This is a genomic window from Ferrimonas aestuarii, from assembly GCF_005116665.1.
GTDB classification, from domain to species: domain Bacteria; phylum Pseudomonadota; class Gammaproteobacteria; order Enterobacterales; family Shewanellaceae; genus Ferrimonas; species Ferrimonas aestuarii.
Genome location: NZ_SWCJ01000028.1, coordinates 1 through 19,671 on the forward strand (window position 1 = coordinate 1; position 19,671 = coordinate 19,671).

Sequence of the window (19,671 nt, forward strand, 5' to 3'; positions counted from 1 at the left end):
CACGCCAAGCCAATAAAGAAGACAAGTGCACTGGCCGCTTCTGGGAAGGACGTTTTAAATCTCAAGCTCTGTTGGATGAACAAGCTCTGCTATCGTGCATGGCCTACGTTGACCTTAATCCAATCCGGGCGGATATTGCCAAAACGCCGGAGTCTTCAGATTTCACTAGCATTCAAATGCGCATTCGGGCAGCGCTTCAAGGAAAGCAGCCAGAAGGCCTAAAAGCCTTTGATAGCAAGGATATCGAGTACACCGCACTACCTTGTCATCTAAATGATTACCTAGAGTTGATAGAGTTTTCAGGAAGAGCCATTCGGGAAGGTAAGACTGGCCACATTTCGAAAAGAACAGAAGACATACTGACTCGGCTTTCAATCGATATTGAAAGCTGGATGGAGCTCACTCAAGGGTTTGAGTATCAGTTTTGCCATCTTGCAGGGCGTGAGCAAAACATACGTAACTGCAGACAAGCTGACAACTTGAGCCGAATCCGAGGCGCGCCTCAAGCAAAGCGGCTTCTTGCTTAGCCTTCATCTTCAGTTTTCGTTTTGAACTCGTCGCGCCCGGGCGCGATGAGAAGCAGCTAGTTTCTGAAAACTGCGGCGACTTAGTGATTTTAGTCCAGAAGCAGCGTATTCCGTATCGTAGTGACGAAAAACCCAATAGTTTGATTTGTCATCTGTTGTTCAATTTCTGATGCCATTGGTTTCACACTAAAATGGGTGTCCGTAGACATTAAAATGGGTGTCCGTAGACAGTAGACATTGGTAGACATTGTTTCGGGAGCTTCAGCATTGCGTTGCTCAGACCTTAACAGGGCGTTAGCCTTCCTTGAGGATGTATGTTCAGCTTTCTGTACATGTTGTGGTTTCTCGCCTATACTTGTGCAGAATTTGGTACATGTGGAGGCTATATGAGAATAGTATCATTTACAGAGGCACGTAACGGCCTTAAGGCGGTATTGGATGGTGTTGTTAATGACGCCGATACTACCGTAATTACTCGTCGAGATAGTGAAGATGCTGTTGTTATGTCACTGGAGTACTACAACAGCTTGATGGAAACAGTCCACCTGCTGCGCTCACCTAAGAATGCAGAGCACTTGAATCGTTCAATTGCACAGTTTAAGGCGGGGAAAGCTACAAAGCGGGACTTAATCGATGAGTGAGCGCCTGTTGGCCTGGACAGATGAAGCGTGGTCGGATTACGTATATTGGCAGTCACAAGATAAGAAAACGCTGAAACGTATCAACAAGTTAATTACAGACGTTAAAAGGTCTGCTTTCGACGGTATCGGCAAGCCTGAACCCTTGAAGGAAAATCTTTCAGGCTTCTGGTCGAGGCGGATTGATGATACCAATCGACTAGTTTATGCCGTCGATGGCTGTGCCATAACCATCATCTCCTGCCGATACCATTACTAGCTATATAGAGGCGGAAGCTAATAATGCACTGCAGGCGGATTTTGAAGTTGACCCGTTTTCGCGGTCACTCTGGAGTGGCCAAAACCCTGACATTCACCCGCTCTTGTTGCCTCGTTGTGGCTTAAAAAGACACTGATATTACTGAAAGCTATTTATTGATGGTCAACGTTTAGCTCCCAGCATCTGAAGGGCTAGCGACACCACAAACAAGAAAAAATAAGCAAGCAGTAAACGCTGTTAGATGCAATTTCAATTTGGATATCAAGTTAATTTCCCCAATAGAGAGTTTTAGGGTGTTCCATTTTAATAAAAAGCACTTTTTCTGTAGTGTTTTTGTATTTTTAGTGCTCGTTTTTATTGCACTGTTTATGAATGATAACTTCGTTCGTCCTTTTCTTGGTGATGTGATAGTAGTGGGGTGGTTATACCTATTCCTAAAATCGTTTATTGCGATCAATCGTACCAAACTGGCACATTTTGTACTGTTGATTGCTTATGCGGTTGAGGCCTCTCAATACTTCAGCTTAGTTTCTATTCTTGGATTGCAACATATAGATGCAGTTAGAATCATATTTGGCGCTACCTTTGATTGGTTAGATCTATTGGCTTATACAATCGGTTGGGGCTGCGTTTTGCTCATAGAGCGCAGCATGTCTCTGGTTACGTCTAGGGAAGCTTGAACATAGTGAACCTGATAAGCCGTTCGAGCAAGGAATGACCTTAATCGGTTTTAGTTGGCACCGCGATTGCCATTGCTAGCCAACCAAGTTGTTTGAGTTGGCTTGCAATGGCCGGTTTGCTTTTAACTCTCAGTCACTTCCTGGCTTAGGTTCTCAAGCTCGTCGATAACACGAGAAGCGGCGGCTTCCATCTGCTCAAGGCAGGCATAAACGGCGTTGAGATCGCCATCGCTCAGGGCATCGATGGCTTGCTTTCCAGCGCAATGTACCTGTTCATGGGGTTTCTCTATGCGCTTAAAGATGGAGGAGCTTGAGAACTGCTCCTGCCCTAAGCCTTGGTAGTACCACTGACCCAAACGGCAGTGGTGATGATCAACGATTTGACTGCTGTCGGTATTGTGATTGCGAATGCGGTCGTACACGTCCAACTTCCAAGACACGTGGTCTAATGCCACCAAGCGCAGGAAGATAAGGTTGTAGCTTTTTCGAATGGTTAGGTAGAGCGCTTCTGAGTTGTTGATCAGGTTGGTGATGATGTCCACCAGCTCCACCACTTGGTCGCTCAACATTTCAAATTGGGATTGAATTTGTCCCATGCTGTTATCACATCGCGTGGTGTTGTGGCTGATCTCTTCCACTACGCCTTTGATCTGCTGAGCCGATTCTCCTGCGGTTTTGGCCAGCGCGCGCACCTCATCGGCAACCACCGCAAAGCCTCTGCCATGCTCTCCAGCCCGAGCCGCTTCAATGGCCGCATTCAGTGCCAGTAAGTTGGTCTGTTCTGACACCGTATCAATGGTGACAATAAACCGCGCGATATCCTCAGCGTTCATTTTCAGGGTGTTGACTTGCTCGCCAGCACTGACGGTTTCTTCCTTGGTGCTGAGCAGCTCCGCTTGAAAACGTTTTAGCAGGGCGACGCCATCTCGCGTTTCCGCATCATAAGCTTTTAAGAATTGATCGGTCTGCTCAGCGGTCGTTGCTAAGCTGCTGCGAATCTGGGTGAGCGGCGAGGTGGTATCGATGACACGACCGAGAATGGTTTTGTAGAAATCGGCATTTTGCTGCAGCTGGCTATGCTCTAGATGCAGCTGCTCAAGTTCGTCACTTTGCCTGTCAAAGGCGAGTTTCTGGGTCTGCAAATCGGCATCTGAAGTTGCTAACTTTTCCTCTAATCGACGCATCTTCTCTGAAGAAACAAACTTGTACATCAAAACCAATCCTTCCCAAAAGTTATTGCATTAATTAGCGTGGCTGGTAAATGATAACCATTACTAATTGTTGTCTGTGAGCGCAGGGTAAATGACGACTGTCAAAATGTCGACGCCGACCAGTTGAATGTATTGAATTTGTCACACTTTGTGGTTTTTGGTTTGTAATTGCTGATTTTTGAGTGGTTTTTAGCTCCGCCGAAGGCTTGTGTTGTTAGTGGTATTAACTTTTTGATTGAGTGCGTCTAGAAGCAATGGTGAGTCAGTTAGGCTTAGCGATGTTACTTAAATGGGGTACTGGGCAGGATTAGCGATAAGGGAAAACTAGAAGTGATGAAGTTAAAGATATTCTGTTTGCTCACGTTATGGGCTCATTGTTGTGCTTTTTCGGCAACCAGTTTTGAAGTGGATGCCGTGGTAGTCGACTCTGGTTCAAAATTGGTTTTTCCTACGGTTCGGATATCGACTGAGGGCCAACGTGAAACCAGTGTTGTGGATGACTGCCGATATAGCGTGTTGCTGACTAAGCCGGAGGACGCAATGGTGCAACTTGAAGCTCAATTGAGTTGTGACCAGGAAGATGATTTTTATCAGATGGAACTGCCGATAATGGTGGTTGATGAGCTCGGTGGTGATGTCGATTACGAATTAGTTGATGAGCAGAACGCGGTTTGGCGTTATTCGGTGAGTCTAAGACGCATACTTTAATTCTGCGCCTCACTGATTTTGCTATGGGGCTTATTTCCATTGAAATTTGGTACTAGGTTGCCAGCCAATAAGGCAAATTCGGCGAGTTATGCCTGTTAAGAGCTGGGATGCAGAGACTGTGTAATCAAAAACGCCCTCAATAACTTGAGGGCGTTTTTGCATTTAATTGGCTGCGAATGTTGGCAGAGGCTTAGTCAAAGGCCCACTTCACCACTTGATCGAAATGGCTGGCGAAGTGGATGGTAAGCCCATCATGAACGTATTCAGGCAGCTCTTCGAAGTCGGGGCGGCACTCCTCAGGCAGAATCACTTCGGTGATGTTCTGCCGTTTGGCAGAGATCAGCTTTTCGCGAATGCCGCCGACGGCCAATACGTGACCGTTAAGGGTGATCTCGCCGGTCATGGCCAGATTTTTCTTCGGCGCTTTGCCTAGAGCCAAAGAGAGCAGGGCGGTAGACATGGTAATGCCGGCGCTTGGGCCATCTTTTGGGGTTGCTCCCTCCGGGACGTGCAGGTGCACGAACGCCTTATCGAAGCTTTTGGCATCGGCGCCGTAGCGTTCAAGATTGCTGCTGATGTAGCTAAAGGCCAGCTCCGCAGACTCTTTCATCACATCACCCAGTTGGCCGGTAAGCTTAAGGCCACGGCTTTGGCGATGAACAACGTTGGCTTCCACTGGTAAGGTGGCACCGCCCATGGAGGTCCAGGCCAGCCCAGTCACAATGCCTACGCCTTGCATCAACTGCTCTTGGCGGAATTTGGCGGGGCCCAGCAGTTCAGGCAACTGCTTAAGACCGATGGAGAGCTTTTGCTCCGGATCAGACAGCAGTTTCACCACCGACTTTCGTACCAACTTAGACAGGGTCTTGTCTAGGCTTCGCACCCCAGCTTCGCGGCAGTAATCCAGTACCACTCGTTTTAGGGCGGCATCAGTGATCTTAAGCTGACTTCGTTTTACCCCTGCTTTATCAAGCTGTTTCGGCCACAGGTGGTGTTTGGCGATGGCGTGCTTCTCTTCGGCGAGGTAGCCGGAGAGATGAATTACGTCCATGCGATCCAATAGCGGTCCTGGGATGCTGTCCAGGGTATTGGCCGTGCAAACGAACAGCACTTTTGAGAGGTCTAGGCGCAGGTCCAGATAGTGGTCTAGGAAGTTGACGTTCTGCTCTGGATCCAGAGTTTCCAGCAGCGCTGAGGCGGGATCGCCCTGATAACTGGCGCCCATCTTATCAATTTCGTCCAGCATGATCACCGGATTCATCACTTCCGCTTCTTTCAGTGCCTGCACCAGTTTGCCGGGCATGGCACCGATGTAGGTGCGGCGATGGCCTTTGATCTCGGCCTCATCGCGCATGCCGCCCACACTAAAGCGGTAAAACGGGCGCTCAAGGCATTGGGCGATGGATTTGCCGATGGAGGTTTTGCCCACACCTGGAGGGCCAACCAACAAGATGATGGAGCCGTTGATTTCACCTTTAAAGGCGCCCACAGCTAAGAACTCTAGAATGCGATCTTTGACGTCATCTAGGCCATCGTGGTCTTTATCCAGTACTTTACGGGCTTTTTTCAGATCCAGCTTATCGGTGCTCATTAGGCCCCAAGGCAACTGGCTGACCCAATCTAGGTAATTGCGGGTGACGGCGTATTCTGGGGAGCCTGATTCCAGCACAGAGAACTTTTGCAGCTCTTCGTTAAAGCGCTTTTCTACCGCCTCAGGCAGCGTTTTGCCTTTAAGGCGCGATTCAAACTCCTCCATGTCGGCGGTTTTGTCGTCTTTGGCAACCCCCAGTTCTTTTTGAATAACCTTAAGTTGCTCTCGCAGGAAGAACTCACGCTCGTGCTTGCTGATCTTGCGGTTCACCTCTTCGGCGATCTCCGTGTGCAGGCGGGCGGCGTCCAGCTCTTTTTTCAGCAGGCTGAGGGTCTTTTCCATCCGAGGCAGCTGTGCCACCAGATTGAGTACCTCTTGCAACTGCTCTGGTGCGGCGGTGGTAATAGCGGCACCGAAGTCAGTCAGTGGCGATGGCTCATTGGGGCCAAAACGGTTGAGATAATCCTTAAGCTCTTCAGACAGCAGTGGATTGATCGGCAGCAGCTCTTTAATGGCACTGATGATTGCCATGGCAAAGGCTTTGATCTCTTTGGGTTCGCCCCCGTCGGATTCAATGGGGTAGCTGACGTTGGCGAAGTAGGGCTCTTCGGTACTGACCCAAGAGTCAATTTGCACCCGTTCGATGCCTTCGGCGATGAACTGCAGGTCACCATCTTCGGTCTCTTTGATCTGGTGAACGCGCACGGCGCAGCCGATGGTAGGCAGGTTGGCGAGATTAAAGCTCTGATCTTCGCTGTCAAAGTCTTCACTGTAGAACAGCGCCAGCATGCGATGCTCAGTGTTTTTGACCTCATCGAGGGTCTTATGCCAGCGGTCGCTCTTTTTAATGAGCACCGGCATTACCTGAGCTGGGAAGAAGGGCCGATTTTGAACCGGCATGACGTGCAACTGCTGCGGTCTTTCACCACCGGATACCATCAATTCGGTGTTGACGGCATCGGTGATTAGGTCGATCTCTTCTGGATTCATTACTTGCTATCTTTTCGCCTGCGGATTAACAACGACATGGGGATGACGGATTAAAAAAACAATGCGGCGTGGCAATTTAATACCTCTAATTGCTTAAATTTTGGCTGTTCTTTTCTTCGTTTGGTCAGACCATTTGTAGTGAAATTGACTGAGATCACGCTTCGTTGCCATTTTCCTTCAAAGCTCACGCTGCCATTGCTAGCCTGATTGGTTAAGAACTGAATTCAAGCCAATTGAATTCTCAATGCTTACGAGCGAAGCAATAGAAGCGACCCCTTATGACTCAAATCATAGTGAATCACCAGTCCCTTGAAGTGGATGCCAGCGTATCGTTAAAACAGGCCTGCAGTGATGCTGGAATTACGATTCCCTCTCTGTGTGGCAGTGGCGATAACCATCAAGCCTGTGGCCTGTGCACGGTAGAGGTGGATGGCAATCTGGTGATGAGTTGTAAGCAGCAGGTGAGTGACGGCATGACGGTCATCACCGAGAGCGAGCGGTTGACTAAGGTGCGCCAAGCGGCTCTGAAGCGAATCCTGTCGGATCACACCGCCGACTGTGAAGCGCCCTGTAAAACCGCATGTCCTGCGGATGTGGACATTCAAGGTTATCTGTTTGATATCGCCCAGGGAGATCACACCAAGGCGGTCAATACCATCAAAGACACCTTGCCGATGCCGCTCTCAATTGGTCGCGTATGTCCGGCATTTTGTGAAACCGAATGTCGTCGCTCCTTGGTGGATGAGCCATTGGCGATTCGCCAGCTTAAGCGCCATGCGGCGGATCTTGACCTTTCTGATGAGCAGACTCTGGCACCCGTCGCTGCGCCTAATGGCAAAAAGGTGGCCATTGTTGGTGCCGGCCCTGGAGGGTTGTCTGCCGGTTACTTCTTAAGCCACAAGGGTTACGAGGTCACGGTATTTGAGGCGATGCCTCAGGCTGGTGGCTGGTTGCGCTATGGCATTCCTGAGTACCGGCTGCCGAAAGCGACCCTAGATAAAGAGATTGCGCTGATGTGCCGAGCTGGCATGCGCATTGAAACCGGTAAAGCGCTGGGCACTGACTTCACCATGGAGGAGCTGCATCGCGATTATGATGCGGTGTGTTTAGCCATTGGTGCTCAAAAAGCGGTGGCGATGAATTACACCGGCTCGGGTCAAAAAGGCTGCTTGCTAGGTGTTGATTACCTGAAGGAGTTTACCCTTACTGAAGCGGTGACCGTTGGCAAAAAAGTGGCGGTAATTGGCGGCGGTAACACGGCCATTGATTGCGCCCGAACCGCACTTCGCCAAGGCGCAGAGGTAACCATCATCTACCGCCGGACTAAGGCGGACATGCCAGCGGAAGATTTTGAGATTCATGAGGCGGAAGTTGAAGGGGTTAACTTCGAGTTTCTGTCGTTGCCCGTTGAGAACGTGGCGGACGACGATGGCCGCGTCAGCAAGGTTAAGGTAGAGCGCCTGAAGATGGGCGAGCCTGATGAGTCTGGCCGCCGCCGTCCTGAGTCCACTGGCGAATACGTGTGGATGGAGTTTGATACGGTGATCTCGGCGGTATCGCAAAAGCCGGATGCGGAACTATTGGCTTCCGATGCCATGACCGTCGGTGGCAAGAGTATCGAGTTGACCCGCTGGACCACCGCCGATGTGGATCCGGACACCATGCACTCTGGGCTAGGAAAGATCTTCGCCATTGGTGATTTCCGCTTAGGGCCAGCCACCGCCGTAGAAGCCATTGGTGACGGTAAAAAAGCCGCCGTGGCCATCGACCAGTTTTTAACCCGTGGCCTAAACCTGATTAAAGCGCCCCAGTTTAACTCTCGCAAAGCCAAGAGCTTAAAAGAGGTCGAAGCTCGCTTTTTCGACCACTGGCCGAAGCAGGCGCGAGTGAAGATGCCAGAGCTGTCACCCACAGAGCGAGAGCACAACTTTGATGAGGTTGAGACCGGCTTTACCGTCGACAGCGCCATTGCCGAAGCGGCTCGTTGTTTAGAGTGTGGCTGTCAGGTGAATACCGATTGCGGCTTGCGAGATTACGCCACCGAGTACCGCATTAAGGATGAGGATCTGAACGTCGATTGGGCGGTGCAAAAGGGCTTTGATCACAGCTCCGAGTTCATCAACTTCGATGCCAACCGCTGCATTAGTTGTGGCCAGTGCGTCGATGCGTGTAATGAGCGCGGTGTGCATGGGGTGATCGGTTTTAAAGAGGGCGACATGATGCAGCGCATCTGCTTTAGTGGCGGTGAGCTGATGGCCAATTCAGACTGTACCCAGTGCGGTGCGTGTATTCAGGCCTGCCCAGTAGGCGCCCTAACCGATGCCCGAGACCGAAGCCAAGGGCGCAAACAAACCCTGAAAACCGTCGATACCATCTGTACCTACTGTGGTGTGGGCTGTGGCATCCGAATGCACGTTGATGAAGCCGAAAACAAGGTGGTGAAGATCACCGGGGTGGAAGGCTCTCCAGTCAACGAAGGCATGCTGTGCGTGAAGGGCCGATTTGGCTTTGACTTTATCGGTTCCGAGCAGCGCCTGACTCAGCCTCTTATTCGCAAAGACGGTGAACTGGTACCGACCACCTGGGCCAATGCCATCGCCTTTATCGCCGCCAAAATGGAAGCGGTGAAGGAGCAAAAGGGCGCCAATGGTCTGGCTGGATTTGCCTCGGCTAAAGCCACTAACGAAGACAACTACCTGTTCCAGAAGCTGTTCCGTTCAGTGGTGGGCACCAACAACATCGACCATTGTGCCCGCTTGTGCCACTCCACGACGGTAACCGGCCTGCGTGCAGCACTAGGCAGCGGCGCCATGACCAACGACATTCCGACCATTAAAGAGTCGGACGTCATCTTTGTTATCGGCTCAGACACCACGGCGGCCCATCCGGTGATCGCGTCCCACATCAAACAAGCGGTACGTCACCATGGGGCGCGACTGCTGGTGGCGGACCCTAAGCGCATCGGCATGGTTGAGCACGCTCAGCAATACGTGGCTCAGCGCCCGGGTACCGACGTGATGCTGCTCAATGGCTTGGCTCGAGAGATTTTGGCCAACGGTTGGCAAGATGACGACTACATTGCCAAGCGGGTAGAGGGCTTCATTGAGTTTGAAGCCGAGGTGATGAAGCCGGAATACAGTCTGGAAAATGTCGCCTTGGTTACCGGCATTGCGGTGGATGAGATCAAGCAGATGGCCAAAACCATCGGCACCGCCAAAAAGACCGCGGTGTATTACGCCATGGGTATCACCCAGCATACTACTGGGCATGATAACGTTCGTGCCATTGCCAACTTGCAACTGCTGTGTGGCAATTTGGGGGTGGTTGGCGCGGGCATTAACCCACTGCGTGGTCAATCCAACGTTCAAGGTGCGTGTGACATGGGGGCGCTGCCGGATTACCTGCCGGGCTACCAAAACATCGAAGATGAGCTGACCCGCAAGCGTTACGAGAAACTATGGGGCGCATCGTTGTCGCCAACCAATGGCTTGACCGTTACTGAGGTGATGGACGCCATCTTGGCCGATGACGTGGATGCCTTGTACGTGATGGGAGAAAACCCGGTATTGTCTGACCCGGATCAAGCCCACGTGATTAAGGCGTTAAAAGCCTTGGACCTGCTGGTGGTGCAAGACCTATTCATGACCGAAACCGCTCAGCTGGCGGACGTGGTATTGCCTGCCATGAGTTTTGCCGAGAAGACCGGTCACTTCACCAATACTGAACGCCGAGTGCAGCAGTTGAACCCTGCGGTTAAGGCTCCGGGCGAGGCTCGCAGCGATTGGCGAGTGTTGCAGTTATTGGCGCAGGCCCTAGGTGCCGATTGGAATTACGACAGCGAACAGCAGATCTGGGCTGAGATCAATCAAGCGGTTCCAAGTTACGCTGGCATCACTTGGGATCGGATTGGTACTCAAGGGCTGCAGTGGCCATGCTTGGATGCGCAGCAGCCAGGTACCACCATCATGCACACCGACAAATTTGCTCGAGGTGAGCGAGCTCAGATGGTGGCGATTCCGTTTAAATACGCGGCGGAGCTTCCCGATGATGAGTACCCTCTGACTTTGACCACTGGGCGCTTGCTGGAACAGTTCCACACGGGAACCATGACTCGTAAAACCAAAGGCCTGAATAGCCTAGCGGGGCCGCAGGTGATGATTTCGGTGGCAGATGCGGAGCGTTTAGGGATTGAAAACTCTGAGATGATTCGCATGACAACCCGCCGTGGCACCATTGAGCTTAAAGCCTTTGTGACCAAGCGGATGCAATCCGGGGTGGTGTTTACCGCTTTCCACTTTGAGGAAGCCCCGGCGAACCGTCTCACCAATACCGCGCTGGACCCTTACGCTAAGATCCCTGAGTTTAAGGTGTGCGCGGTGCGCATCGATAAGGTGTTGGAGCCAGCGTAATTTCCCTTCACCAACGTAAATCCTAACAGCCCGTCTTTTGACGGGCTGTTTTTTACAAGACAAGGGACGTTCCTAGTTAGTCGAGGTGAGTTGTCAAGGAAGGATAATGCCTTAGCTGTTTTTATGGGGCAGAGCTTTATCGAGTGGCGAGTTATGAGCTAGATTTTTCCCATGGCCGTTGGCGTGAGGTAAACATGGTTCACTGCTGGTATTGCTTGTTAAACACTCTGGTGCGCGGCGCTCTGTTATTGGTGAGTGCGGCGCTTCCTGTAAACGCTGTCGCGACGGTGTACTCTTTGCCAGAGGATGGCTCCAGCCTGATTGGTCAGCCTCAATTGCACTGGGTTAAAGAGGGGGAGTATTTTGACCCTATCGCGCGCCAGTACGGGGTGGGCATGCTGGCGATGATGGCCTCAAACCCGGGCGTTGATCCGTTTTTGCCGGAGGTGGGCACTCGGTTGGTTATCCCTACCCAGATGATTTTGCCTGACCTGCCTCGAAAGGGAATCATCATTAATCTTGCTGAGCTGCGCCTTTATTACTTTCATCAGCAACAGGTGTATGTGTTTCCCATTGCCATTGGCCGTATTGGTCATGACACGCCCCTGGGGAAAACGTCCGTTATTCAGAAGCGGCAAAACCCGCCTTGGATTCCGCCAGAGTCGATTCGTGAGCAATATGCACAGCGGGGCATAACCTTGCCTAAGGTGGTGCCTGCGGGTCCGGATAATCCATTGGGAAACCACGCCATTCGCCTCGGGTTTGATCAGGGCCAATATCTGATTCATGGCACCAATAAAGACAATGGCGTCGGCTTTCGAGCCAGTGCGGGCTGCATTCGCATGTGGCCTGAGGATGTGGAGCAGTTGTTCTCTATGGTGAAAAAGCGCGATCCGGTCTGGGTGATCAATCAAACAGAAAAATTGATGCAGGCGCCATCAGGGGAGATTTGGATGGAAACCCACAGCCCAGCAACCCGAGAAGATGGTGAAGTTACTCCGTTAACTCGTTTTCAGCGGCAATTGCTTGAAGCGAATCACATCAATGTGGATTGGGTTGAGCTGCAGCGGCAAACTCAATTGGGGTTACCTGAAGTGGTTGGCTGGCCCTAGCAAACACAAGGGCCAGCAACGGCGAGCTATTTTTCGAAGGAGGTGTTGATGTTGTCAATGCGTTTGTGGGCGCGCATCGCTTCGGCATTGGCAGCATCGGCAGTTGCCTGTGCGGCTTGGATATCGGCATCTTGCCGCTGTTGATCGCTGGTAAGGTTGTCCAGCCTATTGGATAGATCGGCCATCTGAGATTCTAAAGCTTCGTTATTCGCACATCCGCTCACAAATAGGATGCTTGCTGCTGCAACAGCGGCTTTGATGGTCAACTGCATAGTACTTCCTCCAACCATAGGATTGTTGTATTCAACTCAACAAGTGTGGCACAGGAATTTACGCTTGCACGGTTGTTTTGCTTATAAATGAATGTGATTCGTCCGGTGGCGGAAAATATGAACCATCAAGCGGCGTGCGGGTAAATAAACAAAAAAGGGAAGCCATCTGGCTTCCCTTTTTTATGTGTTTGAATTTAGGCAACTTTGCTGTGTTTTTTCTCTCGTTTCATGGCACAAGCACATAGGCCGCCGGAAAGCGCCGGGCAACGTTTGCAGGGGGATTTTTTCAGTGGTTTACGAGCAAAGGCAAATGGATCTTGCTCTACCGGGCGGATCTGCACCACTTTAGCCAGCTTGGGTTTCGGCGGAAGAGCCTCTGCAACCAGCTTGTCGGTCAGTGCTTTTAGCGCCTTCTTGTCTAGATGAACAACATCATCACCAGACTTTTTGGCTGCTTTCAGCGCCTGTTTCACGGATTTTTTCACCGACTTCTCAAGCAATTTAGTCTGCTTTTTAATCTGCTTTTTGGTCTGCTTGTTCATACTGCCTCCAGCCAACTAACCTGATTCTAATTACGAATTATTCTCAGTCAAGTGCGATTTGGGTGTTATGTGACCGAACAGTCAGATTCTGAATCTCATTCTGGGGCTATAAAAAGAGAGCCGCGGCCAGAAAGAAATTGGGGTAAGTGTCTAACTTATTCATAAGCTTGGCTGTTTTGCTTTGAGGTAGGGCGAATGCTCAGTTGGGGGAGGGCAATTGATGAAATGAATAAAAATTAAGCAAACGGATTTTGACGCCGAAACCGCGCCAAAACCCGTTTGGTGGCAGTTAGCTTGAGGGCTCCGGTAGCGTTAATTCTGGTAGAGACTTATCGGTTTCTACCCAGCCGCCACCCAATGCTTTGAATAGGGCGATTCGATTTAGCCAATAGCTTAGCTCGGTGCTAAGCAGAGTTTGCTGGGCGCTGTAGTAGTTTCGCTGTGAGTCGAGCACCTTAAAGTAGTTATCAACGCCTTCATCGAAACGCAATTGAGCCAGATCGAAACTCTCCTTGTAAGCCTCCACCAGCATGATTTGCGCTGCTAGCTGGTCATCCAAGGTGCCTTGATTGGCCAGTGCGTCCGCAACCTCCTGAAAAGCCGTTTGCACGGTCTTTTCGTAATTGGCCTCGGCAATCTGCTGATCGGCCACCGCCACATCAAACTGACTGTCTAAGCTGCCCCAGTTAAAGATTGGCAGATTGATGGTAGGGGAAAATACCCAGCTTTTGCTGTCACCATCGAACAGGTCATCTAAGTCTCGACTCAGCAGCCCGCCGGTTGCGGTGAGAGAGATGTTGGGAAAGTAAGCGGCTCTGGCCACGCCGATATTGGCATAGGCGGCTCGAAGGTTATGCTCAGCGGACATCACATCTGGACGTGTCAGCAGCACCGACGATGGCAAGCCAGCACTGACAGGCGCAAACTCGGTGCGATCGTTGGCGCTTGGGAGCAGTTCATCGGCGATGGGGGTGCCAACCAATAGAGTTAGAGCATTGATGTCGACCTGCACTCGACTGGTGAATTGGGCTACGTCAACCAGAGCCGTCGCGACGGTGGTCTTTGCCTGGGCAACGTCAAGGCCTGAGGCCACGCCATTATCAAAGCTGGTTTGGGTGAGGATCAGCGAGTTTTGCTGGGTCTCTAGTGTCTCTTTCGCCAGCTGCAGCAATCGGCGGTCTGTCTCTAGATTTAGATAAGCCTGCATGACGCTGCTGATCAAACTCAGCTGGGTGTTCTTCCGCCCTTCGACAGTGGCCAAATAGCTGTATAGGGCTTGTTGCTCGAGGTTATAAACTCGGCCCCAAAAATCCAGCTCAAAGGCGGTGATGCCGACGCTTAAGCTTTGTTGGCGGCTGATGGTGGAGGTGCCGCCGTTGATGTTTTCCGACAGCCTCTGGTTACTGGAGCCGCCACTTAGATCGATGTTGGGTAACCGCTCTGCCCGTTGAATGCCAAGCTGGGCCTCCGCTTTGAGGATATTGAGCAGCGCCACCTCCAGATCTCGGTTGTGGTTTAGAGCCAGCTCAATCAGTTGTACCAACTTGGGATCGTTAATAAAACTGCGCCAATCGTCGCCTACGGCGATGGAGCCCTCTTCAGCCATCATGGGCTCCGTGGGCCAGAAAACCGTGGTAGGCATCTCTGGGCGCTCGTAGTTTGGTTGCAAGCTACAACCGGACAAGGTGACGACAAGAGCGACTAAGCCAAGTTTAGCTTTCATGGGGCACCTCCTTGGCATTGGCGGCTTTTTTGCGATCAAAGATGCTGATCACCACCACGAAGAACAGCGGCACAAACAGCACCCCCAATAGGGTGGCAGAGACCACACCGCCCACCACACCGGTACCAACCGCGTTCTGGGCGCCAGAGCCTGCACCGCTATTGAGTGCCAGTGGCAATACTCCCATACCGAAAGCCAGTGATGTCATGAGGATAGGCCGCAATCGAATCCGCGCCGCGTGCAGCGTTGCCTTCATTAAGCTGTCTCCTTGGTCGTAGAACGCTTTGGCAAATTCCACAATCATAATGGCGTTCTTGGAGCCCAGGCCGATGGTTGTCAATAAACCCACTTGGAAGTAGACGTCGTTAGCCAGATTGAACAACCCGGTGGCGGTAACGGCGCCCAGCAGGGCCAGTGGCACCACCAAAATCACTGAGAATGGAACGGCCCAGTTCTCATAGAGCGCCGCTAAGGCGAGGAAAACCACCAGAATGGATAGGGCGTACAATGCGCCCGCTTGACCGCCAGCTTGACGCTCTTGATAGGAGAGGCCGGTCCATTCGATGGCAACACCTGGTGGCAGTTTGGAGACGATTTTTTCAATCTCCATCATGGCTTCACCACTGCTGATTCCTGGCGCCGGTTGACCATTGATCTGAACTGCGGAAACGCCGTTATAACGTTCAAGACGAGGCGAGCCATAGCCCCATTCGCCGCTGGCAAATACCCGCATTGCAACCATTTCGCCATCGGCATTGCGCACTTTCCAGTCCATGATGTCTTCTGGATTCATTCGGTATTTGCTGAGGGATTGCGCGTACACCTTTTTCACTCGCCCTCGGTCAACGAAATCGTTGATGTAGCTACTACCAAAGGCGGTTGCTAAGGTGGCATTGATGTCGTTGATGGACACCCCTAATGCGCGGGCTTTCAACTGATCAATTTTGAGCTGATACTGTGGAGTATCGAACAGGCCGTTGGGACGTACGTTGGCCAGCTTAGGTTTTTGCCCGGCCATGCCCAGTAACTGCAGTTCTGCTTGCACCAAGCCCGCGTGACCGAGTCCGCCTCGGTCTTGCAGATAGAAATCAAAGCCCACAGCGTTACCCAGTTCAATGATCGGAGGCGGGGCAAAGGCGAACACGAAGGCTTCCGATATCTGCGAAAATGCTCCCATGGCGCGGCCGACGATGGCGTTGACCTTCTCTTGTACCTCATCTCGCTTGTCGAAGTCTTTCAAGGTGAGGAACATCATGCCGGTGTTGGCTCCTGAGCCAGCAAAACTGAAGCCAGCGACGGAGAATACCGACTCCACCAACTCCTTCTCTTGCTCGAGGTAGTAGTCCTCAACCTGACCAATTACCTCAAGGGTTTGCTCCTGAGTTGCTCCTGCGGGCAGCTGCATCATGGTCATCATGATCCCTTGATCTTCATCGGGTAAAAAGCCGGTGGGCAAGCGAAGGAACAGCAGCCCCATCACGCCGGTAATGGCTAGATAGACCAGCATAAAGCGGACTTTACGGTTGCAGATGATGTCCACCGCGCCCACGTACTTGTTGGTCAGCTTTTCGAAGTTACGGTTAAACCAACCGGCAAATCCCTTTTTCTCTTCGTGCCCATGGTTGTCTTTTAGCAAGCTGATGCACAGGGTTGGCGTCAAAATGATGGCCACCATCACCGACAGGGATACGGCGGTAACAATGGTGATGGAGAACTGTCGGTAGATGGTACCGGTGGAGCCAGCAAAAAACGCCATCGGAATAAACACCGCCGACAGCACCAAACCAATGCCGACTAGTGCGCTGGTGATCTCGTGCATCGATTTGATGGTGGCTTCTCTGGGGGACAGCCCTTCCTCCTCCATGATCCGTTCGACGTTCTCTACCACCACAATGGCGTCGTCCACCAACAGGCCGATGGCCAAAACCAGGGCGAACATGGTGAGTGTGTTGACCGAATAGCCCAGAGCCAACAGCACAGCAAGGGTGCCTAACACCACAATGGGAACGGCGATGGTAGGAATGAGTGTGGCGCGAAGGTTTTGCAGGAACAGCAGCATTACCAGAAACACCAGTGCCACCGCTTCAAACAGGGTGTGCACAACCCCTTCAATGGAGATGGAGATGAACGGAGTGGTGTCATAGGGGTACACCACTTTGAGTCCTGCTGGGAAAAAGGGCCGCAGCTCGTCCAGTTTGGCTCGCACGGCTTCGGCGGTGTTCAGGGCGTTCTTGCCGGTGGCTAAGCTGATGGACATCCCTGCAGCGGGTAACTTGTTAAAGTGCGCTTCGGTTTGGTAGCTGGCGGAGCCAAGCTCTACTGTTGCCACGTCTTCCAGTAACACTTGCGAGCCATCGGTATTCACCTTGAGCAGGATCTGTTTGAACTGGCTGACGGTAGTCAATCGCGATTGCGAGGTGATGGTGGCGTTGAGCTCCTGCCCCGGTTGAGCCGGCGAGGCACCAAGTTGACCTGCGGAAACCTGAGCGTTTTGCTCCTGCACCGCAGCGATGACGTCCGAGGGCATCAGGTTGTAGCTTTCCAACTTGAACGGGTCGAGCCAGATGCGCATGGCGTACTCCGCACCAAACAGCTGGGTTTGGCCTACGCCATCGACTCGGCTTAGGGGATCGAGCACGCTGGAGGCGATAAAATCCGCCAGATCGGCATTGTCCATGCTGCCATCTTCAGACACAAAGCCCAGTACCATCAAAAATGAGGTGGCGGCTTTCTCTACTTTAACCCCTTGGGCTTGTACCTCCACGGGGAGCAATGGTGTGGCGGCAGAGAGTTTGTTTTGCACCTGAACCTGAGCGATGTCGGGGTCGGTGCCGTTGGCGAAGGTTAGCGTCGTGGTGATGTTACCAAAAGAGTCCGAGGTGGAGGCCATGTACATCAGGTTATCCAGCCCTTTCATCTGCTGCTCAATCACCTGAGTCACAGAGTCCTCGGCGGTTTTGGCAGAAGCCCCAGGGTAGAAAGCCGTCACCTGAATGGCCGGTGGTGCCACCGGAGGATATTGAGCCACAGGCAGAGCGATGATGGACAAAACCCCTGCCAACATCACTAAGATGGCCAGTACCCATGCAAATACGGGTCGATTAATGAAAAACAGCGCCATTATTGCTCCTTAGCGGCTTTGGCCACATAAGGAACCGGATTGGCTACCGGCGCACCGGGGCGAACAAACTGCAGGCCCTCGGCAATAACGCGGTCGCCAGCATTGAGGCCTTTGGTGACCAACCATTGGTTGTTGATCATCTCCTCAGTTTCAACGGGCCTGACCTCGACCACGTTGTCGGCGTTGATCACGCTGACCTGCGCCTGTCCCCTTGGCGTGCGGGACAGGGCTTTGGCGGGGATCAGAATCGCTTTATGATCGATGCCTCGCGGCAGGGTGGCGCGCACAAACATGCCTGGAAGTAGGGTGTTGTTGGGGTTTTCAAAGGACAGCCTCAGTACAAATGAGCCGGTGGTCTGGTCGATGTTGACGTCAGAGAACAGGAACTTACCGCCAAAAGGATAGACACTGTCATCTTCTAAGGTCAGTTGAATGTCACTGAGCTCGCCCTCTTCTCGAGAGAAGGCTCCTGACTGTAAGCCGCGGTTAAAGGCCAGCAGTTCGTTACTGGATGCGGTGATGTCCACGTACATGGGGTCGTAGGTTTGCACCGTGACCAGCGCCGATGCCTGATTGGCGGTAACCAGAGCACCCTCTGTAACCGTAGAGCGCCCAATTCGGCCAGAAATTGGTGAGGTTACTTTGGTGTAATCTAGGTTGATGCGCGCGGTTTCGATGGCGGCTTTGGCGATGGCCACATCGGACTCCGCTTGCTGGAAGTTGGCTAGGGCGTCGTCAAAGTCCTGCCGTGATACCGCATTTTGTTTGACTAGGCGCTCATAACGCGCGGCGCGATTTTGCGCGGTGGCGAGATTGGCATTGGCTTTTTGAAGATCTGATTTGGCGCTTCGAAATGCCACTTCAAATGGCTCAGGATCAATTTGATACAGAGGTTGGCCTTTTTCGATTAAGGCGCCCTCGGTGAACAGCTGCTTAAGAATGATGCCTCCCACCTGAGGCCGCACCTCTGCAATGAACGAGGCCACGGTGCGCCCTGGCATCTGATCCTTAAGTTCGATGGCTTGAAGCTTCACTTCAACAAATCGAATCTCAGGTGGTGGCGGAGCGCTTTGAGCTTGCTGCTCTGCGGGTTTGCAGCCCCCGAGCAGTAAGCTCAGTGCGACCAAGGTACTGCCAATCGCTAGCCTGCTTCGGCCAACCGCGTATCTAGAATCTTGTGTAGCCATTAACCCGCCTCTGTTCTGAGATGCTGTTATTGACTGAAAAGTATAGTAACAACTGAAAATGGCAGGAGATTGATTTTAAATTGATTGCTATTTACGACATGGCTTCTTTTAAACAGGCTTGGCTTAGGCGATGAATCACCTTGGCAATCTCTTCGCTGGAGTATCTGCCTTTCTGTTCAACCATGAGCACCAAGTTGTCAAAATAGATGGCGGCAATGGTGGTGGCGATCAGTGGCAGCGGTAAATTGAATTGATTTTCGTCAAACTGCGCCGCTAAGCGTTGGTTGATTTGCTCCGTAAAACGTTGTCGGAGCTGGTTAAACGCGCTGTCTTTGTCGTTGCCGAGTTTATAGAGCATGCTGCGCCTGAAACCACTGATACGACTAATGCGTTCTAGAAACGCGATAAGCTGAGGCCGCGGCTGGGCATGGTGCCAATCTTGAGCGGATTCCAGCCCTGACAACATCTCATCAAATAATGGCCGGTGCATTGCCAACAACAGATCCAGCTTTCGATTGAAGTGGCGATAGAAGGTGGTTCTTCCAACTCCGGCACGTTTGACGATGTCGCTAATGGAAAGGTCGCGGTAGTCTTGCTGGCGCAGTTGCTGTTGGAATACAGCGACGATCTTCAAGGCAACTTTTGATGAGGTGGTAGTCATGGGCAAGACTCTTGTGAACGGCCCTCAAGCATAAGGAGTC

14 protein-coding genes and 2 pseudogenes are annotated in these 19,671 nt (G+C 52.0%); 7 read left to right on the top strand and 9 right to left on the bottom strand.

What is annotated here, in order from left to right:
• The 4 genes and pseudogenes from FCL42_RS21740 to FCL42_RS20850 all read left to right on the top strand — a co-directional run.
• Nucleotides 1–527 (top strand): annotated as a pseudogene (locus tag FCL42_RS21740) (transposase); the annotation flags it as partial.
• A 386-nt stretch (nt 528–913) separates the two neighbouring features.
• Entirely contained in the window at nt 914–1,168 is a 255-nt protein-coding gene (locus FCL42_RS20840) for a type II toxin-antitoxin system Phd/YefM family antitoxin (RefSeq protein WP_136865394.1), read from the top strand.
• Complete coding sequence (locus FCL42_RS20845) at nt 1,161–1,424, top strand: Txe/YoeB family addiction module toxin (RefSeq protein WP_136865353.1); 264 nt, start codon at nt 1,161–1,163, stop codon at nt 1,422–1,424. Before FCL42_RS20840 ends, FCL42_RS20845 begins: the two co-directional genes overlap by 8 nt.
• A gap of 293 nt (nt 1,425–1,717) precedes the next feature.
• A complete protein-coding gene (locus tag FCL42_RS20850; RefSeq protein ID WP_205729312.1) occupies nt 1,718–2,104 on the top strand; it encodes a ribosomal maturation YjgA family protein in 387 nt (128 codons plus the stop codon).
• A gap of 122 nt (nt 2,105–2,226) precedes the next feature.
• Here FCL42_RS20850 and FCL42_RS22100 read toward each other — a convergent pair whose 3' ends face one another.
• Both FCL42_RS22100 and FCL42_RS22105 read right to left on the bottom strand, forming a co-directional pair.
• Nucleotides 2,227–2,700, bottom strand: coding sequence for a CZB domain-containing protein (locus FCL42_RS22100; RefSeq protein WP_407644385.1), 474 nt, complete (start codon nt 2,698–2,700; stop codon nt 2,227–2,229).
• Nucleotides 2,686–3,315 (bottom strand): annotated as a pseudogene (locus FCL42_RS22105) (methyl-accepting chemotaxis protein); the annotation flags it as partial. The pseudogene FCL42_RS22105 and the gene FCL42_RS22100, both read right to left, overlap by 15 nt.
• 330 nt (nt 3,316–3,645) lie before the next feature.
• Here FCL42_RS22105 and FCL42_RS20860 point away from each other — a divergent pair.
• Complete coding sequence (locus FCL42_RS20860; protein ID WP_136865355.1) at nt 3,646–4,023, top strand: hypothetical protein; 378 nt, start codon at nt 3,646–3,648, stop codon at nt 4,021–4,023.
• A 190-nt stretch (nt 4,024–4,213) separates the two neighbouring features.
• Here the strand turns inward: FCL42_RS20860 and lon are convergent, their stop codons facing one another.
• Complete coding sequence (lon, locus tag FCL42_RS20865; RefSeq protein WP_136865356.1) at nt 4,214–6,604, bottom strand: endopeptidase La; 2,391 nt, start codon at nt 6,602–6,604, stop codon at nt 4,214–4,216.
• Nucleotides 6,605–6,882: 278 nt separating this feature from the next.
• On the opposite strand from lon, the gene fdhF reads away from it, so the two are divergent.
• A complete protein-coding gene (gene fdhF, locus FCL42_RS20870) occupies nt 6,883–11,013 on the top strand; it encodes a formate dehydrogenase subunit alpha (protein ID WP_136865357.1) in 4,131 nt (1,376 codons plus the stop codon).
• Nucleotides 11,014–11,207: 194 nt separating this feature from the next.
• Complete coding sequence (locus FCL42_RS20875) at nt 11,208–12,125, top strand: L,D-transpeptidase family protein (protein WP_136865358.1); 918 nt, start codon at nt 11,208–11,210, stop codon at nt 12,123–12,125.
• A 26-nt stretch (nt 12,126–12,151) separates the two neighbouring features.
• On the opposite strand, the gene FCL42_RS20880 is transcribed toward FCL42_RS20875, so the two are convergent.
• The 6 genes from FCL42_RS20880 to FCL42_RS20905 all read right to left on the bottom strand — a co-directional run bounded on the left by FCL42_RS20880 (nt 12,152) and on the right by FCL42_RS20905 (nt 19,631).
• The gene (locus tag FCL42_RS20880) at nt 12,152–12,397 is read right to left on the bottom strand and encodes an LPP leucine zipper domain-containing protein (RefSeq protein ID WP_136865359.1); all 246 of its coding nucleotides are present in this window, start codon (nt 12,395–12,397) and stop codon (nt 12,152–12,154) included.
• A gap of 194 nt (nt 12,398–12,591) precedes the next feature.
• A complete protein-coding gene (locus FCL42_RS20885; protein ID WP_136865360.1) occupies nt 12,592–12,939 on the bottom strand; it encodes a hypothetical protein in 348 nt (115 codons plus the stop codon).
• A gap of 289 nt (nt 12,940–13,228) precedes the next feature.
• Nucleotides 13,229–14,662, bottom strand: coding sequence for an efflux transporter outer membrane subunit (locus FCL42_RS20890; RefSeq protein ID WP_136865361.1), 1,434 nt, complete (start codon nt 14,660–14,662; stop codon nt 13,229–13,231).
• Nucleotides 14,652–17,783: an efflux RND transporter permease subunit gene (locus tag FCL42_RS20895; protein ID WP_136865362.1), complete on the bottom strand. Its 3,132-nt coding sequence runs from the start codon at nt 17,781–17,783 to the stop codon at nt 14,652–14,654. The genes FCL42_RS20890 and FCL42_RS20895 overlap by 11 nt, the downstream gene beginning before the upstream one ends.
• Entirely contained in the window at nt 17,783–18,970 is a 1,188-nt protein-coding gene (locus FCL42_RS20900) for an efflux RND transporter periplasmic adaptor subunit (protein WP_136865363.1), read from the bottom strand. The genes FCL42_RS20895 and FCL42_RS20900 overlap by 1 nt, the downstream gene beginning before the upstream one ends.
• A gap of 91 nt (nt 18,971–19,061) precedes the next feature.
• Nucleotides 19,062–19,631, bottom strand: a complete 570-nt coding sequence (locus tag FCL42_RS20905) for a TetR/AcrR family transcriptional regulator (protein WP_136865364.1) — start codon at nt 19,629–19,631, stop codon at nt 19,062–19,064.
• Between the last annotated feature and the right edge of the window lie 40 nt (nt 19,632–19,671).

What these genes read in the sequence shown, in the direction of transcription:
- FCL42_RS20840 (WP_136865394.1), top strand. Translation starts at nt 914, where the DNA reads ATGAGAATAGTATCATTTACAGAGGCACGTAACGGCCTTAAGGCGGTA.
- FCL42_RS20845 (WP_136865353.1), top strand. Translation starts at nt 1,161, where the DNA reads ATGAGTGAGCGCCTGTTGGCCTGGACAGATGAAGCGTGGTCGGATTAC.
- FCL42_RS22100 (WP_407644385.1), bottom strand. Translation starts at nt 2,700, where the DNA reads ATGGGACAAATTCAATCCCAATTTGAAATGTTGAGCGACCAAGTGGTG.
- lon (WP_136865356.1), bottom strand. Translation starts at nt 6,604, where the DNA reads ATGAATCCAGAAGAGATCGACCTAATCACCGATGCCGTCAACACCGAA.
- fdhF (WP_136865357.1), top strand. Translation starts at nt 6,883, where the DNA reads ATGACTCAAATCATAGTGAATCACCAGTCCCTTGAAGTGGATGCCAGC.
- FCL42_RS20875 (WP_136865358.1), top strand. Translation starts at nt 11,208, where the DNA reads ATGGTTCACTGCTGGTATTGCTTGTTAAACACTCTGGTGCGCGGCGCT.
- FCL42_RS20880 (WP_136865359.1), bottom strand. Translation starts at nt 12,397, where the DNA reads ATGCAGTTGACCATCAAAGCCGCTGTTGCAGCAGCAAGCATCCTATTT.
- FCL42_RS20885 (WP_136865360.1), bottom strand. Translation starts at nt 12,939, where the DNA reads ATGAACAAGCAGACCAAAAAGCAGATTAAAAAGCAGACTAAATTGCTT.
- FCL42_RS20890 (WP_136865361.1), bottom strand. Translation starts at nt 14,662, where the DNA reads ATGAAAGCTAAACTTGGCTTAGTCGCTCTTGTCGTCACCTTGTCCGGT.
- FCL42_RS20895 (WP_136865362.1), bottom strand. Translation starts at nt 17,783, where the DNA reads ATGGCGCTGTTTTTCATTAATCGACCCGTATTTGCATGGGTACTGGCC.
- FCL42_RS20900 (WP_136865363.1), bottom strand. Translation starts at nt 18,970, where the DNA reads ATGGCTACACAAGATTCTAGATACGCGGTTGGCCGAAGCAGGCTAGCG.
- FCL42_RS20905 (WP_136865364.1), bottom strand. Translation starts at nt 19,631, where the DNA reads ATGACTACCACCTCATCAAAAGTTGCCTTGAAGATCGTCGCTGTATTC.